Source organism: Massilia sp. UYP34 (genome assembly GCF_056279385.1).
On record NZ_JBWBRF010000002.1, the window covers coordinates 180,367 to 195,202 of the forward strand.

The 14,836-nt window shown below is 64.2% G+C and carries 15 protein-coding genes and 1 pseudogene; 10 read left to right on the top strand and 6 right to left on the bottom strand.

Annotated features, from left to right (window positions below):
• Positions 1-381 precede the first annotated feature (381 nt).
• Positions 382-1,401 (bottom strand): sulfate ABC transporter substrate-binding protein, encoded by a 1,020-nt coding sequence (locus ACZ9AQ_RS04165; RefSeq protein WP_429202598.1) that lies wholly within the window; start codon positions 1,399-1,401, stop codon positions 382-384.
• A 205-nt stretch (positions 1,402-1,606) separates the two neighbouring features.
• On the opposite strand from ACZ9AQ_RS04165, the gene ACZ9AQ_RS04170 reads away from it, so the two are divergent.
• The 4 genes and pseudogenes from ACZ9AQ_RS04170 to ACZ9AQ_RS04185 all read left to right on the top strand — a co-directional run bounded on the left by ACZ9AQ_RS04170 (position 1,607) and on the right by ACZ9AQ_RS04185 (position 3,755).
• Positions 1,607-2,131, top strand: coding sequence for a GNAT family N-acetyltransferase (locus tag ACZ9AQ_RS04170; RefSeq protein WP_429202596.1), 525 nt, complete (start codon positions 1,607-1,609; stop codon positions 2,129-2,131).
• Between the two features lie 126 nt (positions 2,132-2,257).
• Positions 2,258-2,878: a YcbK family protein gene (locus ACZ9AQ_RS04175; protein ID WP_429202595.1), complete on the top strand. Its 621-nt coding sequence runs from the start codon at positions 2,258-2,260 to the stop codon at positions 2,876-2,878.
• A gap of 111 nt (positions 2,879-2,989) precedes the next feature.
• Positions 2,990-3,280 carry a DUF378 domain-containing protein gene (locus tag ACZ9AQ_RS04180; RefSeq protein WP_429202593.1) on the top strand — a complete coding sequence of 97 codons (291 nt, stop codon included), beginning with the start codon at positions 2,990-2,992 and terminating at the stop codon, positions 3,278-3,280.
• Between the two features lie 14 nt (positions 3,281-3,294).
• A pseudogene (locus ACZ9AQ_RS04185) lies at positions 3,295-3,755 on the top strand (metallophosphoesterase family protein).
• A gap of 6 nt (positions 3,756-3,761) precedes the next feature.
• Here ACZ9AQ_RS04185 and ACZ9AQ_RS04190 read toward each other — a convergent pair.
• The gene (locus tag ACZ9AQ_RS04190) at positions 3,762-4,667 is read right to left on the bottom strand and encodes an alpha/beta hydrolase (protein ID WP_429202591.1); all 906 of its coding nucleotides are present in this window, start codon (positions 4,665-4,667) and stop codon (positions 3,762-3,764) included.
• 129 nt (positions 4,668-4,796) lie between these two features.
• Here ACZ9AQ_RS04190 and ACZ9AQ_RS04195 point away from each other — a divergent pair, with 129 nt between their 5' ends.
• Positions 4,797-5,198 carry a hypothetical protein gene (locus ACZ9AQ_RS04195; RefSeq protein WP_429202589.1) on the top strand — a complete coding sequence of 134 codons (402 nt, stop codon included), beginning with the start codon at positions 4,797-4,799 and terminating at the stop codon, positions 5,196-5,198.
• Here ACZ9AQ_RS04195 and ACZ9AQ_RS04200 read toward each other — a convergent pair whose 3' ends face one another.
• Positions 5,199-6,155 carry an SMP-30/gluconolactonase/LRE family protein gene (locus ACZ9AQ_RS04200; RefSeq protein ID WP_429202588.1) on the bottom strand — a complete coding sequence of 319 codons (957 nt, stop codon included), beginning with the start codon at positions 6,153-6,155 and terminating at the stop codon, positions 5,199-5,201.
• Between the two features lie 316 nt (positions 6,156-6,471).
• On the opposite strand from ACZ9AQ_RS04200, the gene ACZ9AQ_RS04205 reads away from it, so the two are divergent.
• On the top strand, positions 6,472-7,584 hold the full coding sequence (locus ACZ9AQ_RS04205; protein ID WP_429202586.1) for a Gfo/Idh/MocA family protein: 1,113 nt from the start codon (positions 6,472-6,474) through the stop codon (positions 7,582-7,584).
• A gap of 71 nt (positions 7,585-7,655) precedes the next feature.
• Entirely contained in the window at positions 7,656-8,477 is an 822-nt protein-coding gene (locus ACZ9AQ_RS04210) for a transporter substrate-binding domain-containing protein (RefSeq protein ID WP_429202584.1), read from the top strand.
• Between the two features lie 61 nt (positions 8,478-8,538).
• Here the strand turns inward: ACZ9AQ_RS04210 and ACZ9AQ_RS04215 are convergent, their stop codons facing one another.
• The 3 genes from ACZ9AQ_RS04215 to ACZ9AQ_RS04225 all read right to left on the bottom strand — a co-directional run bounded on the left by ACZ9AQ_RS04215 (position 8,539) and on the right by ACZ9AQ_RS04225 (position 11,642).
• On the bottom strand, positions 8,539-8,832 hold the full coding sequence (locus ACZ9AQ_RS04215) for a hypothetical protein (RefSeq protein ID WP_429202582.1): 294 nt from the start codon (positions 8,830-8,832) through the stop codon (positions 8,539-8,541).
• Between the two features lie 122 nt (positions 8,833-8,954).
• Positions 8,955-9,944, bottom strand: a complete 990-nt coding sequence (locus tag ACZ9AQ_RS04220) for an alpha/beta hydrolase fold domain-containing protein (RefSeq protein WP_429202581.1) — start codon at positions 9,942-9,944, stop codon at positions 8,955-8,957.
• A gap of 21 nt (positions 9,945-9,965) precedes the next feature.
• Positions 9,966-11,642, bottom strand: a complete 1,677-nt coding sequence (locus ACZ9AQ_RS04225; RefSeq protein WP_429202579.1) for an electron transfer flavoprotein-ubiquinone oxidoreductase — start codon at positions 11,640-11,642, stop codon at positions 9,966-9,968.
• A gap of 183 nt (positions 11,643-11,825) precedes the next feature.
• On the opposite strand from ACZ9AQ_RS04225, the gene ACZ9AQ_RS04230 reads away from it, so the two are divergent.
• From ACZ9AQ_RS04230 to ACZ9AQ_RS04240, 3 genes are all read left to right on the top strand, one after another.
• The gene (locus tag ACZ9AQ_RS04230) at positions 11,826-12,602 is read left to right on the top strand and encodes an SDR family oxidoreductase (RefSeq protein WP_429202577.1); all 777 of its coding nucleotides are present in this window, start codon (positions 11,826-11,828) and stop codon (positions 12,600-12,602) included.
• 23 nt (positions 12,603-12,625) lie between these two features.
• Positions 12,626-13,045 carry an acyl-CoA thioesterase gene (locus ACZ9AQ_RS04235; protein ID WP_429202575.1) on the top strand — a complete coding sequence of 140 codons (420 nt, stop codon included), beginning with the start codon at positions 12,626-12,628 and terminating at the stop codon, positions 13,043-13,045.
• Between the two features lie 807 nt (positions 13,046-13,852).
• Positions 13,853-14,827 carry a hypothetical protein gene (locus tag ACZ9AQ_RS04240; protein ID WP_429202573.1) on the top strand — a complete coding sequence of 325 codons (975 nt, stop codon included), beginning with the start codon at positions 13,853-13,855 and terminating at the stop codon, positions 14,825-14,827.
• The last annotated feature ends 9 nt before the right edge of the window (positions 14,828-14,836 follow it).

Below are 14,836 nucleotides of genomic sequence, written 5' to 3' on the forward strand. Positions count from 1 at the left end.
ATTCATGGCGGCGCACTCGGCCACGAGAAAATGCGCCCAGCGGCGTTGCAAATCCTCGCGATACCACGGGGTATCGCTGCGGTTTGTGCGCGGCCGGCGAGGCCTTGCTGGGCACATTTTTCGTGACCGATTGCAGCGCGCCAGAATAAATCAGTGCTTCCCTGGGGCAACTAGATTAAAGACAATATCATCCATCCCAGCCGTATGTCTATGGCGCACGAGCAAATTCCCCTAGGGGAAGTCGTTTTTTGTCGGAAATGTGTCGTTGTCAATTCAAAGGATTAACAAAGTATGTCGCACAGAAATGTCGAGTGACTAATTTATGTGCAGACCAAACGAAACAGCCCCGCACGCGGCGGGGCTGTTTCGTGTCGAAGGTCGTTACTTGGCCTGGTAGATCTTGTCGAACTCGCCGCCATCATTGAAGTGGCGTTTCTGGGCCGCGGTCCAGCCGCCGAACACCTCGTCCACGGTGAACAGGGCGATCGGCTTGTAGTTGGCCGCATACTTCTTCATCACTGCTTCCGAGCGCACGCGCATGAAGTGCTTGGCGCCGATTTCCTGGCCCGCGGGCGAGTACAGGAAGTTCAGGTAGGCGGTGGCCGGCTGGCGGATCTTGAGGCGGTCGACCACCTTGTCGACGACCGCGACCGGCGACTCGGCCAGGATCGACGTGCCTGGGTAGACGACTTCGAAATCGTTGCCGAATTCCTGGCGCACCATGCTCACTTCGTTCTCGAACGTCACCAGCACGTCGCCGATCTGGCGCTGGGTGAAGGTGGTGGTCGCCGCGCGGCCGCCGGCGTCCAGGATCGGCACGTTCTTGAAGATCTTGGCGACCAGGTCGCGCGCCTGCGCTTCGTTGCCGCCTTTCTTGATCACCGAGCCCCAGGCCGCCAGATAGGTATAGCGGCCGTTGCCGGCGGTCTTGGGATTCGGGATGACGACGCTCACGCCCGGACGCGCCAGGTCTTGCCAGTCGCGCACCTGTTTCGGATTGCCCTTGCGCACCAGGAACACCATGGTTGAGTAATACGGCGCCGCATTGTTCGGGAACTTCTTGGCCCAGTCTTTCGCCACCAAGCCCCGGTCGGCCAGCATGTCGATGTCATTGGCCTGATTCATGGTCACCACCGACGCCGCCAGGCCATCGGCCACGGCGCGCGCCTGCTTGCTCGAGCCGCCATGCGACTGCTTGATGGTGACGGTCTGGCCGGTCTGCTGTTTGTACGAGGCGATGAAGGCCGGGTTGACTTCCTTGTACAGCTCGCGCGCCACGTCATAGGACACGTTCAGCAGTTCGGCATTGGCCGCGCTGGCGTGGAGGGGCAGTGCGCCGCCGAGCGCCAGGGTCAGTGCCAGGATCGAGCGGCGCAGCATGTTCGGAGTGGTGTCGCGCATTGTGTGTTCTCTCTTGTGAAAAATAGTAGTGACAGAGTGCATGTTCCCTAATTCTTCCGTTAAACGGAACAATAGTTTCGTCATATGGTTATAAGGCGAACGCGTTTGACCGTTGCGCCAGCAGGGTTTCTTACTTTCGGTGTATAGTCGAGGTCGTGCGATGCCCGTCATCGTTCGTTCATGTCTGTTTCCAAGTTGATGATTGATGTCCACGCGTATTGAAATCCGCAGGGCTGTCCCTGACGATGCAACGGCCGCCTGCGATCTGCTGCGCCGTTCGATCGAAGAGGGCTGCCGTGCCGACCACCAGGGCCAGCCGGGCGTGCTCGGCGCCTGGCTTGGCAACAAAACGCCGGCCAACGTCGTCGCCTGGTTTTCCTCGCCCTCCAATTATTCGGTGGTCGCCGAAAACGATGGCGTGCTGGTTGGGCTCACCCTGTTGACGCCGGCCGGCAAGTTGGCGCTGTGCTACGTGTCGCCCGACACCTTGCGCCGCGGCATCGGCCGCGCGCTGCTGGATGCGGTGGAGCAGCAGGCGCGCACCTGGAACATCAGCAAGCTGCACCTGCACAGCCCGGCGGGCGCGAGCATGTTTTTCGAGCGCCTCGGCTACATCAATGCCGGGAAAGACAAGGCCTGCTTCGGCCTCGAATGCGATTTGCTGTGGAAACGCCTGGACGGCGCCTGCGATCCGGCGGCGCGCAAGCGCTTCTGCAACTGCGCCGGATAGCTGCCGGCGCCTGGCGCCTACGCGCAACAAAGCGATAACATTTGCACGCTTCCTGAATCCTTCTGCACGCTTGTCGGATACGCTATAGTACGCGCTATCGCAATTGTCGAGTAACGGATCCGCCCCATGGCTTCACGCAGAGATTTTCTTCATCATAGTGCCCGCCTGGCCGCGCTGGGCGCCCTCGGCGCGCCGCTCGCCGCCGCCGCCGCCACCGACCTCCAGCCGCCGCCCGACCTGTTCGACTCGCAAGCGCTGGACCTGGATTTCTGGGTCAAGCCGCGCACCCTGTCCGTGACCCGTCCAGCCAGCGGCGAACGCGCCAGCGTGCTGTACTGGAAAGATGGCGAAGTCATCGATTCCGCCTACGAGCAGTTGTGCCATCTGCTGCGCGACGTGAACGGCAAGGCCACCGCCAAGATCGACCCCAAGCTGCTCGAGATGCTGTGGAGCACCCAGGCCTTCATCGCCCGCTACGGCCTGCTGCAGCCGCTCGAGATCCTGTCGGGCTACCGCTCGCCGGCATCGAACGCGCGCCTGCGCGAAGCGGGTATCCCGGCCGCGCGCCAGTCGCTGCACATGGTGGGGAAGGCGGCCGATATCCGCATCGCCGGCCTGAACGAAGAAGTGCTCGGCGGCTTGATCAAGAGCTTCCGTGGCGGCGGGGTCGGCTACTACTACCGCTCCGGCCCGCGCGGCGGCTGGATCCATGCGGACACCGGCCTGGAGCGCTCCTGGAAGGGATGATTCGCCATCGCGCCGATGCGTGCGAACGTGTCCGATAACTTGGGATAGACTTGTTGTCAAGTGCCGGGGCAGGACGCCCCGGCTGTCCCACGTCTTTCCAAGGAGGCTGTGATGGCAACTATCAATGCACCAACCATGGACCGCCGGTCCAATACCGACCGCCGCGTCCACGTCCACGCGCGCGAGCGCTCGGCCATGTCTGCCGTCGACTACATCGCGATGGCGCTCCTGATCATCGGCGGCCTCAACTGGGCGATGGTCGGCCTGTTCGACGTCGACATGGTCGCCACGCTGTTCGGTCCCGGCACCCCGGCAACCCGCATCGTTTACGTGGTGGTCGGCCTGGCCGCGCTGTACTCGATCTATACCACGGCCAAGATGGTCGGCAGCAAGCGGCGCTGAGCGCGACCCGGCCCGTGCGCATCGGCTTGATTTCCGACACGCACGGGCTGTTGCGAGCGCAGGCGCTCGATTTCCTGCGCGGCAGCGACCACATCCTCCATGCCGGCGACATCGTCGGCGCGGCCATTCTCGACCAGCTCGCCGGCTGGCGCCATTGACCGCCGTGCGCGGCAATAACGACCACGGCGACTGGGCCCACGCCTTGCCCGACACCGTCACCCTGCGCCTGGGCGGCGTCACCATCCACATGCTGCACGACCTCAAGGAGCTCGCCATCGATCCGGCCGCGCAAGGCGTGCGCGTGGTCGTGGCCGGCCATTCGCACAAGAGCGCCTGCGAGGAGCGTGGCGGCGTGCTCTACGTTAATCCCGGCAGCGCCGGACGGCGCCGCTTCACGCTGCCGGTCTCGGTCGGCGAACTGCTGGTCGAAGATGGACGCGTGCTCGTGCGACTGGTCACGCTCGACCTGTCGTAGCGCACCTCAGCGCTTGCGCGTCGCCAGGTAATCGCGCAAGCCATGCGTGACGACCATCGGCAAGACGCTGGCATGGTCCTCGTCGGCGAACACCTTGAGGCGCGTGCGCAGATGCCGGTAGCCGCGGCCCTTGAGCGCCGCATCGAATTCGCGCAGGTCGGCCACCATGTCGGCCTCCTCTTCCGAGCGCGAGCGCTTCTTGCCGGGCGCCAGGGTCTCGAGGCTGCCGATGCCGAACGACACGCTGGCCGGCAAGTCCTTGTTGCGCGCCGCATAGGCGCGTTCGCGCTCGAACATGATGCCGGCGTCGAACCATAGCGAGGGGCTGCCGAGGATGTAGTGGTCGAAGCTGCGCGGCGCATCGAGCATCATCTGCAGCCCGAGCAGGCTGCCGTAGGAATGGCCGACAAAGATCTTGCGCCCCATGTCGGCGCGGTAGTGGCGGGCGATGAAGGGAAACACCTCGCCGGTGAGGTAGCGGCCATAGGCCGACGCTTCGCCGAAGGCGGGCGCCCGTCCCGGCATGTCGGAGCGGTAGGCATGCGTGCGCGGGGTGGTCGGCGTATAGTCGCGGCGGCGGCTGAAGACGGCGGCGTCGCCTTTGGCATACGACAGGCCGACCACGATGGCTTCTTCCATGCCCGCGTGCCGGCTCAGGCGCGAGGCGATATTGCGCACGACCGGGAAGGCGTAGTCGGCGTCGACCACGAACACGACCGGGTAGGCACGCTTGCTCGTGGCATAGGAATCCGGCAGGGCGACAAAGACCTGGTAGTCGCGCCCCAGGGCGCCGGCGCGGACGTCGCGTACTTCGGTATTGGCCAGGACGTAGGGCGGCGGGGCGGCGGCAGCGGCAGGAGCGGCGGCGAGCGCCGCGAGAGAAAACACACAGGCGGCAAGGAGAGCTTTCACCGGGAAGACCTTTGTTGTTGTCGTACAAGCATTGTCACACAGCCGGGTGTGGCAGGAAGCGCTGCCAGGGCCGGGCGCGCCCGCCCGAAATCACTTAAGATAGGGACCGTTTCTTCAAGCGCGCAGCACATGACTCTCTCGTCCGACCAACCCCGTTTCAAACCCCGCCCCTGGACGCATCTCGAGACGCCGCAGGACGTCGAACTCTGGATCGACGAACACAACGCCGCCATGCAGGAGCTGATCCGGCCGCAAGAGACCGGCGTCGGCATCTGCTTCACGCTGGCCGAAGGCGGCACCGTGCACATGCAGACGACCGAAGACGCGATCGTGCTCGACGTCGACGACGACGCCGCGTGGATCGCGCCGCTGATCATGGCCGCCACCCGTGCCGAGCAGCCGCGCGGACAGATCTGGGTGCTGCCGGACGACACGCTGGTGCAGCTGATCCTCGGCCTGTCGACGCTGGTGCAGAGCACGACGCTGGTGACCGGCCACCATTTCGGCGCCGCCGGCCGCCGCGCCTGGTAATCAGTACGGCAGGCCGGTCACGTCCAGCCGCACCTGCCACACGGCGCCGGCGCCGGTGATGTACAGGGTCTTGCCGTCGGCTCCGCCGAAGGCCACGTTGGTGACGTTGGCGTCGGTCCGGATCGTCGCCAGCTCGCGGCCCTGCGGCGTGAACACGCGCACGCGCTTCGGTCCATGCTCGGTCACGTACAGGTTGCCATGGCAGTCGAGCGTCATGCCGTCGCCGTTGTCGATGCCACGAATCACATCGTGGCCTGGCTGCGGCACGCCGTCCCTGATCGGGTAGGCGCGCACCGCGCCGTCGCTCGCGTTCACGTACAGGGTGTCGCCGTTCAGCGACAGCGCGATGCCGTTCGGATTCTTGCGCGTGCCGTCCACCAGCGTGACGGCGCCGTCGGGTGCGATGCGGTAGATGCCGGTCACCGGCTGGCCGCCGGGCGCCGCGGCCTTCTGGTAATCCGGGTCGGTGAAGTAGATGGCGCCATCGGCCGCGATCGCGATGTCGTTCGGCGAATTGAAGACCCGGCCCTGGTAGCGCGCGGCGACCTCGGTGCGTTGTCCGGTCGCGATGTCATAGCGCGACATGGCCTTGTACTTGTGGGTCGCGGCGACCAGGGCGCCGCTGGCGTCGACGGCCAGCCCGTTGCTGCCGGCATCCTCGAGCGCCGTGCTCACCGCGCCGTCGGGCGAGAACTTGCGCACGCGCGAAGGAAACCCTTCGCTGAAGCCGAAGTCCGAGAAGTACAGCGCATCCTTGATCCATACCGGTCCCTCGTACAGGCCGGGCTCGCTGCGCGACGGCTTGATCGCGGCGATCCGTTCGGCCTTCAGTTCGCCCGCCGGCGGCCTGCCGCTGCAGCTGGCGGCCATGGCGGCGGCGGGCAGGGCGACGGCGAGGCCAGTCGCGAGCAGGACGCGAAGGGGGTGGATGCGGCGCAATGGACGGGATCGGGTCATCAATAGGTCTCCTGGTGAATGCTTGGGATGGCTCGCGCTGTGTTAACGCTACCATTTCAATCGAATCAATTGTATCCTTACTAAGAACCTATCCCGGTAGGTGAGAGTTGTTCCTGCCGCGCCTGGCAAGCGTGCGCTGCGTTGCTCGTCGTTGCATGGCTCGCCATGCGGCCTCCTCGCGCCTTGCTCACGCCCGCCATGCATCGACATGAACTTCCTCCCACCTACCGGGATAGGTTCTAAGGAAGCAATGGTAACCCGCCGCGCCGCGCGACCGGCACGGTATTCGAACGACACATTCTGCAAGGAGACCTGAATGATCGACCTGAATCGGCGCGGCCTGGTCATGGCCGCAGGTGGTGTGCTGGCGGCCGGCGCGGTGGGCATGCCGGCCTGGGCCAATCCCGAACGCAAGCTGGGTTATGCGGTCGTTGGCCTGGGCGGTTATGGGCTGGGACGCATCATCCCCCAGTTCAAGGAATGCCGGCACAGCCGCCTGGTGGCGCTGGTCAGCGGCGATCCGGCCAAGGCGAAGAAGGTGGCGCTCGAATATGGCGTGCCCGAGCGCGGCATCTACGATTACCAGAACTATGACGGCATCCGCGACAATCCCGACATCGACATCGTCTATATCTGCCTGCCGGTCTTCATGCATGCCGAATACACGATCCGCGCCGCCCAGGCCGGCAAGCACGTGATGTGCGAAAAGCCGATGGCGCTGAGCGTGGCCGAATGCGAACGGATGATTGCCGCCTGCCGCAAGGCCGGCAAAAAGCTGATGCTGGGCTATCGCTCGCGCTTCGAGCCGCACAACGTCGAGGCGATCCGCCTGGCGCGTAGCGGCGCCATCGGCAAACTGCGCTACTTCCGCTCCGAACACGGTTTCGTCGCGCGCGACCCGAACGCCTGGCGCATGAAGAAGGCGCAATCGGGCGGCGGCTCGCTGATGGACATCGGCATCTACGCGCTGCAGGCGGCGCGCTACATGACCGGCGAGGAGCCGGTGGCCGTATTTGCCAAGGAAACCACCGATCGCAGCGACCCGCGCTTTCGCGAGGTCGAAGACATGATCGATTTCCAGCTCGAATTCCCGTCCGGCGTCATCGGTTCGTGCATGTCGATGTACAGCGCCAACCGTAACCAGTTCGTGCTGATGGGCGACAAGGGACGGATTGAACTGGAACCCGCTACCGCCTACAGCGGCCAGCGCATGTGGGTCGGCGCCGAGCGCAGCGACAAGACCCTGGTCACGCCAGCGCCGGGACCGACTGCCAACCAGTGGGTCGGCCAGCTCGACCATATGGCGCAATGCGTGAAGGAAAACCGCGAGACCATCGTGCCGGGCGAGGAAGGCTTGCGCGATATCCGCATCATCGAGGCTGTGTACCGTTCGGCGCGTGAGCAGAAGCGAATCGACCTGCGCGGCTAGTCACCGAGCCTGTTTTTCGGTTATAAAGTGCCATTGACGGCTGTACAGGGTCGGAGTCGATGGACGAGGCAATGAAGGAGCAACGGCGCAAGGAACGGCGGCGCCGATTCGTGGCGGCGGCATTGGTCACGGTTCTGCTGCCGCCGGCGGCGCGTGCCGCCGACCTGATGAGCGGGGCGAAGGCCCGCGGCACCCTGCGCATCGCCGTCGAGGGCACGTATCCGCCCTTTAGTTTCAAGGATCCGAACAGCGGCCAGCTGACCGGCTACGACGTCGAAGTCGGGCGCCTGGTCGCCGCCGGGCTGAAACTCGCGCCGCAGTTCGTGCTCACCGAATGGAGCGCGATCCTGCCGGCGGTGTCCTCGGGCAAGGTCGACGCCGCCATCAGCCAGGTGATCATCACGCCCGAGCGCGAGCGGGCCTTCGACTTTTCGGTTCCCTACACCTATTCGCGCTTCCAGCTCATCGTGCGCAAGAACGAGCGCGCCACCTACCGCAGCCTGGACGACCTCAAGGGCCGCAAGCTGGGGGTGCGCGCGGGCAGCGTGTTCGAGCAGCGGGCCAGGGGAGTGAAGGGGATCGAGGTCAAGCGTTACCCGGCCGTGCCCGAGAACCTGCAAGACCTCGCCTTCGGCCGTATCGACGCCTCGCTCGACGGCAGCCTGATGGTGGGTTATCTGCTGAAGCATTCGGCGTTGCCGATCAAGGCCGGTCCGCAGGTGGGCGAAGAGGCGCGCATCGGCGTCGCAATTCGCAAGGGCAATCCGCAACTCAAGGCGGCGGTCGACAAGATACTCGACGACGCGCGCGCCGACGGCACACTGCGCCGGCTGTCTCTCAAGTGGCTTGGCGTCGACGCCAGCAGCGCCACGCGCGCGCCAGGCGCACCGTAACAGCACACGGCAACAGGCGCGGCCCGCATCGCGGACCGCGCCACGCGTGGTCGGTGCCACGTCAACGGGCCTTGTCCTGCTCGCCGTTCAGGTCGTCGGATGCCGGGATTCCACCCGACGCATGCTGGCCCCCCTTCTGCTGGCCCTGCCGTTGTCCGCCAGCGCTTTGATGGCTGGCGCCGGCTTGCCGCTGACTGCCCTGGAGATTGCCGTCTTGCCGCAGGCCGGCGTCCTGCTCGCTCTCAGCGCGCTGCTGATTGCCGGCGCTCGAGCCGGCGCGGCTCGCTGCCGATCCCATCTCGTCCAGCTCGGGATAGCTTGGCGCCTTATCGCCATGTCCTTTGTTTTCACCCATGTTCGACTCCTGGCACTGGTGCGTGGAAGACCCATGCTACGCCGATGGCGGACCCCGCCAATCAGCGGATTGATGGCGACGTCGTAGGATTTATCAGACAAAGTCAGCAGTATGACGAGGGGTCAGCGCAACGCCGGAATGATGCCTTGCTGGCGCAGGAAGGACTGGATCCCGTCGAAGATGACGACCTGCTGTTCGGGGCTGAAACCGCCATGGCCGCCGCCCTCGACCGTATGCAGCACGTTGCTCACGCCCATTTTGTCGAGCGCGCTTTTCAGGCGCACGCCGTGGGCATACGGCACCAGCTTGTCGGCGTCGCCATGGATCGTGAACACCGCCGGCCCGCCGCGGCGCACATGGCTCAGCGGCGACAACTCCCTGGCCAGCGCGGCGCGCTGCGGCAGGCTGCCGAACCAGCCCACCGCATACGAGCGGATATGGGGACCCTGCAGCATGTCGGCCACATCGGTGATGCCATACCAGTTGACGACGGCCTTCACCTTCGGCGCGGCGTTCCGGTATGGGCCGCTCCAGCTCTCTTCGTTGAACGCGCATTGATTGGCGAAGGGCGAATCGCCGGGAATCATGGCCGTGGCCAGCGCCAGGTGGCCGCCGGCCGAATCGCCGGTGGTGACCACCCGCTCCAGGTCGAAGCGGTATTGCTCGGCATTGAGGCCGACCCATTGCAGCGCGCACAGTGCGTCTTCGACGGCGGCCGGGGCCAGCGCCGCATTGGCCAGGCGGTATTGCACGTTGACGAAGGCAAATCCCATCTGCAGATAGGGAAGGGCGGCCAGCGCGCGGCTTTCGCGGTTGCCCGCCACCCAGCCGCCGCCGTGGAAGTGCAGCACCACCGGCAGGCGGGCCGTGCTCTCTTGCGTGGGACGTCGCGCGGGGCGGTAGACATCGAGCTTGAGCGCCTGTCCGCTCGCATGCAGGTAGGTGATGTTCGGCTCGACCGCCATCGCGTGGCTGAGCAGGACGGCGGTGCGTAATTGCACTTGTGCAGCGGGCGCCGGCCCAGTGCCGTCCTGGGCCAGGCTGGGCGGGCAAGTGAACGCGGCGGCGAGCAGGCAGGCGGCCGCTACGGCATGCATTCGGGTGTGCGGCATGCCGGTCGCCATGGATGCTCCCTACATGTTCGGATAGTTGGGGCCGCCGCCACCTTCCGGCGTGACCCAGACGATGTTCTGGGTCGGATCCTTGATGTCGCAGGTCTTGCAGTGCACGCAGTTCTGGGCATTGATCTGCAACCGGTCGCCGCCGTCCTCGCGCTTGACGAATTCGTACACCCCGGCCGGACAGTAACGCTGTTCCGGGCCGGCATACCTGGCCAGGTTGACATCGACCGGCACGCTCGGATTCTTGAGCGTCAGGTGGATCGGCTCGTCCTCGCGGTGGTTGGTGTTCGAGATGAACACCGACGACAGCTTGTCGAAGGTCAGCTTGCCGTCCGGCTTGGGATAGGCGATCGGCTTGTAGTGCGACGCCGGGCGCAAGGCTTCATGGTCGGCATGGTGGTGGTGCAGGGTCCATGGCGCCTTGCCGCGGAACACGATCTGATCGATGCCGGTCATGATCGTGCCCAGGACCAGACCCTTGCTCATCCATGGCTTGAAGTTGCGCGCGATGTGCAGCTCTTCGTGCAGCCACGATTGTTCGAAGGCGGCCGGGAAGGCGGTCAATTCGTCCGCCGCACGGCCTTCGCCCAGCGCCGCGAAGGCGGCCTCGGCGGCCAGCATGCCGGTCTTGAGCGCGGCGTGGCTGCCCTTGATGCGGCTGGTGTTCAGGAAGCCGGCGTCGCAGCCGATGAGAACGCCGCCCGGGAACACCGTCTTCGGCAGCGATTGCAAACCGCCCGCGGTGATGGCGCGCGCGCCATACGAGATGCGCTTGCCGCCTTCGAAGAAGCCGCGGATGTCCGGGTGGGTTTTATAACGCTGGAATTCCTCGTACGGCGACAGGTAGGGGTTCTGGTAACCCAGTCCCACCACATAGCCGACCGCGACCAGGTTGTTTTCCAGGTGGTACAGGAACGAGCCGCCATAGGTGTCGTTCGGCAGCGGCCAGCCGGCCGTATGAATCACCAGGCCCGGCTGGTGCTTGGCCGGGTCGATTTCCCACAGCTCCTTGATGCCGATGCCATAGGTCTGCGGATCCTTGCCCTTGTTCAGGTCGTACTTCGCCATCAGCTGGCGGCCGAGGTGGCCACGCGAACCTTCGGCAAAGAAGGTGTACTTGGCATGCAGCTCCATGCCGAGCTGGAAGTCCGCGCCCGGCTCGCCGTCGCGGTTGACGCCCATATTGCCGGTGGCCACCCCCTTGACCGAGCCATCCTCGTGGTACAGGATCTCGGCGGCCGGAAAGCCCGGGAAGATTTCCACGCCCAGGCTTTCGGCCTGCTGGCCCAGCCAGCGCACGACGTTGGCGAGCGAGACGATGTAGTTGCCGTGGTTTTTCAGCGCCGGCGGAATGGCGAACACGGGCGTCGAGAACGAGCGGGTCTCGGTCAGGAACATGACGCGGTCTTCCGTGACCTGCGTGTTCAGCGGCGCGCCTTTTTCCTTCCAGTCAGGAATCAGTTCGTTCAGCGCACGCGGGTCCATCACCGCGCCCGACAGGATGTGGGCACCCAGCTCGCCGCCTTTCTCCAATACGCAGACCGATACTTCCTGGCCTTTTTCGGCCGCCAGCTGCTTGAGCCGGATCGCCGCGGACAGGCCGGCAGGGCCGCCGCCGACGACCACCACGTCGTATTCCATGGCTTCGCGCGGTCCGTATTGTTCGAGGAGGTTGGTTGTCTCTGTCATGGTTGTCGGTGTGCTCTCAATGAGGCAATCTTAAAAATAGCACGAGTGTGCGTGTTTTTACGGTTGAATGCAACTTGCGGGCCATTGTAAAGGCAATATTAGATGAGGCAATCTAATACTGGACATTTGTGGGATCATTATGCTTTCGCAATTAGCCGGAACGACAGCATTGGGGAGCGGGACGTGGGAATCGAAGTCAATTTTGAAGGAAAGATTGCGATGGTCACCGGCGCGTCGAGCGGACTCGGCGCGCGCTTCGCGAAGGCGCTGGCCGGCGCAGGGGCCCAGGTCGTGCTGGCGTCGCGCCGGGTCGAGCGCTTGAAGGAACTGCGCGCCGAGATCGAGGCCGACGGCGGGGCGGCGCACGTAGTGCGCCTCGACGTGACCGACCTGGGCAGCATCAAGGCGGCGATCGCGCACGCCGAGACCGAGGCGGGACCGATCGACATCCTGGTCAACAACTCCGGCGTCTCGTCCACCCAGCGTCTGCTGGATGTCGGCGAAGACGACTATGGCTATATCATGGACACCAATCTGCGCGGCGCCTTCTTCATGGCCCAGCAGACGGCCAAGCGCATGATCGCGCGCGCCAAGGGCGACCCGCGCAAGCAGCACCGCATCATCAATATCGCCTCGGTCGCGGGCCTGCGGGTGTTGCCGCGCATCGGCGTGTATTGCATGAGCAAGGCCGGCGTGGTACAGATGACCAAGGCGATGGCGGTGGAGTGGGGCAAATACGGGATCAACGTCAATGCGATCTGTCCCGGCTACATCGCCACCGATTCGAACGAGAGTTATTTCGACACCGAGCCAGGCCGCAAGCTGATCGAGATGTTGCCGCGCAAGCGGCCGGGCAAGCCGGAAGACCTCGACGGGCTGCTGCTGCTGCTGGCGGCGGAAGAAGCCCATTTCATCAATGGCGCCATCATCACGGCCGATGACGGGATGACCGCGCAGTAATCTTTTGGGAAGCAGGGACGGGAATGAGCAGCAAGAAGTTGGTTCACACCATGCGTATGCCGATTCGCTGGGGCGATATGGACGCCATGGGGCATGTCAATAACACGAATTATTTCCGCTACATCGAGTCGGCCCGCATCGCCTGGCTGGAACAGGTGGGCGGCCTGCCGGATTCGCGCGACGAAGGGCCGGTGATCGTCAATGCCTCGATGAATTTCCTCAAGCAATTGACCTATCCTGGCGACATCGAGGTGCGCACCTTCGTGGCGCCGCCGGGACGCTCGAGCGTCGAGGTGTCGCACGAGATTCGCCTGGTCGGGGCGGACGGCGAACCGGGCGACCTGCATGCCGACGGCGTGGCCAAGGTGGTCTGGGTCGATTTCAAGCTCGGCAAGTCGGCGCCATTGCCGGCGTCCCTGCGCGCCGGGCTGCCGGACGCATGAAGCGGCGAGCGCGCACGTGCATGCTCGACCGTCGCGCGCGATCGCCAGCGTGACAAGGCGACGATCTGCAGCGTGTGTCGATTCACGTGTAGCAATCATCTCGATCTGATCAATCATTCGACATTCGGCCGATTGGTGGCATGCCATCGATCGGCCGACGTCTTTCCCCTCGTTGTTCGCTATCTCGCCATCAATTGGTGACGAATTCGGCCGTCATTCACTGTCTATATGCTGTACTGGCTAAAGTATGTCGGTTGGTAACTTTGTTTCCCCGCGCATAACGATCAATATCTGTTCCGTATTTTTACCCTTGGTTCAATTTCTTAATGGGAATAATCTTTGTTTATTTGAGTTGATGAAATAGCCAGCAGAAAATATTTTCCTTGATTGATGGAACTCATTGGCCATTGGAATCCTCCAATGACCTCATTCCATCATTATGTAAGGAAAGATTCTGTGATCAATTCCACTCGACTCCATCCGAAAGCCAAACTCATGGTGCTTGCTCCTGTGTTTGCCGCACTAGCCGCATGTGGTGGTGGGGATTCTGCCTCGATTGACCCGACCAGTGTTTCCCTGGCAGAAGTAGAAACGGCAGTTCGCCCTGCCGATTATGCTCCCGACAGCGCCGCCACCAACACGGCGGATGCGCCCGTCACCGACGCCGCGCCGGATGGACAGTTCGCCGACGCCACCTCCGCGGGTACGACCGACGTTCCCAGTGGAAACAAGTCGCTGGCAACCGTGGTCGCCTCAGGTACGCGCAATCCCCTCAAGCAACCGTTTGCAAGCAACAGCATCTGGAACATGCCGATCGGTAGCGGGGCACGCTTCGTGCGCGCCAACCTGAATCCGAACCCGGGCAACAACATCTGGGCCGCCATGCCCGGCATCGACGATGAGAAACTCATCCTCAAGCCGACCGCGCCGCTGGTCAATATCAATTACAGCAATGCCGCCTGGACCGGCAAGAATCGTTGCTCCGCGACGGGCGGCCTGATGTACCAAGTGCCGATGCCAAGCAACTACATCATTCCCAACAGCAACAAGAACAGCTCGGCCGTGTTCCTGCTGAAGGATGGCCGCACGCTGGTGCAGACCCAGCCAGTGGCGCGCTGCACCGCGGGAGGACCGGCCACGGCCTATGCCAAGTTCGCCAATGTCGACCTGTATGGCGCGGGCATCACCGGTGCGCACGGTGGCTCGGGCCTGTCGGCCATCGGCGGCAGCATTCGCCTTGGTGAGCTGCGTCCAGGCACCACGACCGGCCCGCGTCATGCGCTGAAGGTCAATGTGTACGCCAAGGAAGCGCTGTACAAGTGCCCGACGCGCAGCGCCTGCTCGCGCTGGCCGGCGACGACCTCGGACAGCTATGCGGTCGGCTGGTACGGCAGCGCTGGCAAGAACGCCCCCGCCGCCATGAAGATGGGCGCGTTGCTGGCGATTCCGGGCAGCACGTCGATCGCCTCGCTGGGCCTGGAAACCATGCCGGCCAAGCAACTGGCGTGGACGCTGCAGAACTACGGCGCGTACATCGTCGACGACACCTACGCGGCCGGTTTCGACTTCAGCGCCGAAGACGGTCCGGACGGTTCGAAACGCGCCGAGTTCAAGCGCGACTGGGGCTTCGACATGAACCAGAAGGTCCAGGGCAACACCGCCTGGGTGCGTGACATCCAGCGCATCATGAAGGCCCTGAGCGTGGTCGACAACAATAGCGCGACCAGCATCGGTGGCGGCGGTACCCCACGCCAGCCTCTGGCGCCTGCCATCGCACGCTAAGCTCGACTT

Coding starts and splice junctions, on each gene's coding strand:
- ACZ9AQ_RS04210 (WP_429202584.1), top strand. CDS start 7,656: ATGAAGGAGCAACGGCGCAAGGAACGGCGGCGCCGATTCGTGGCGGCG.
- ACZ9AQ_RS04240 (WP_429202573.1), top strand. CDS start 13,853: ATGCCGATCGGTAGCGGGGCACGCTTCGTGCGCGCCAACCTGAATCCG.
- ACZ9AQ_RS04170 (WP_429202596.1), top strand. CDS start 1,607: ATGTCCACGCGTATTGAAATCCGCAGGGCTGTCCCTGACGATGCAACG.
- ACZ9AQ_RS04195 (WP_429202589.1), top strand. CDS start 4,797: ATGACTCTCTCGTCCGACCAACCCCGTTTCAAACCCCGCCCCTGGACG.
- ACZ9AQ_RS04165 (WP_429202598.1), bottom strand. CDS start 1,401: ATGCGCGACACCACTCCGAACATGCTGCGCCGCTCGATCCTGGCACTG.
- ACZ9AQ_RS04175 (WP_429202595.1), top strand. CDS start 2,258: ATGGCTTCACGCAGAGATTTTCTTCATCATAGTGCCCGCCTGGCCGCG.
- ACZ9AQ_RS04220 (WP_429202581.1), bottom strand. CDS start 9,944: ATGCCGCACACCCGAATGCATGCCGTAGCGGCCGCCTGCCTGCTCGCC.
- ACZ9AQ_RS04225 (WP_429202579.1), bottom strand. CDS start 11,642: ATGACAGAGACAACCAACCTCCTCGAACAATACGGACCGCGCGAAGCC.
- ACZ9AQ_RS04180 (WP_429202593.1), top strand. CDS start 2,990: ATGGCAACTATCAATGCACCAACCATGGACCGCCGGTCCAATACCGAC.
- ACZ9AQ_RS04215 (WP_429202582.1), bottom strand. CDS start 8,832: ATGGGTGAAAACAAAGGACATGGCGATAAGGCGCCAAGCTATCCCGAG.
- ACZ9AQ_RS04205 (WP_429202586.1), top strand. CDS start 6,472: ATGATCGACCTGAATCGGCGCGGCCTGGTCATGGCCGCAGGTGGTGTG.
- ACZ9AQ_RS04200 (WP_429202588.1), bottom strand. CDS start 6,155: ATGACCCGATCCCGTCCATTGCGCCGCATCCACCCCCTTCGCGTCCTG.
- ACZ9AQ_RS04235 (WP_429202575.1), top strand. CDS start 12,626: ATGAGCAGCAAGAAGTTGGTTCACACCATGCGTATGCCGATTCGCTGG.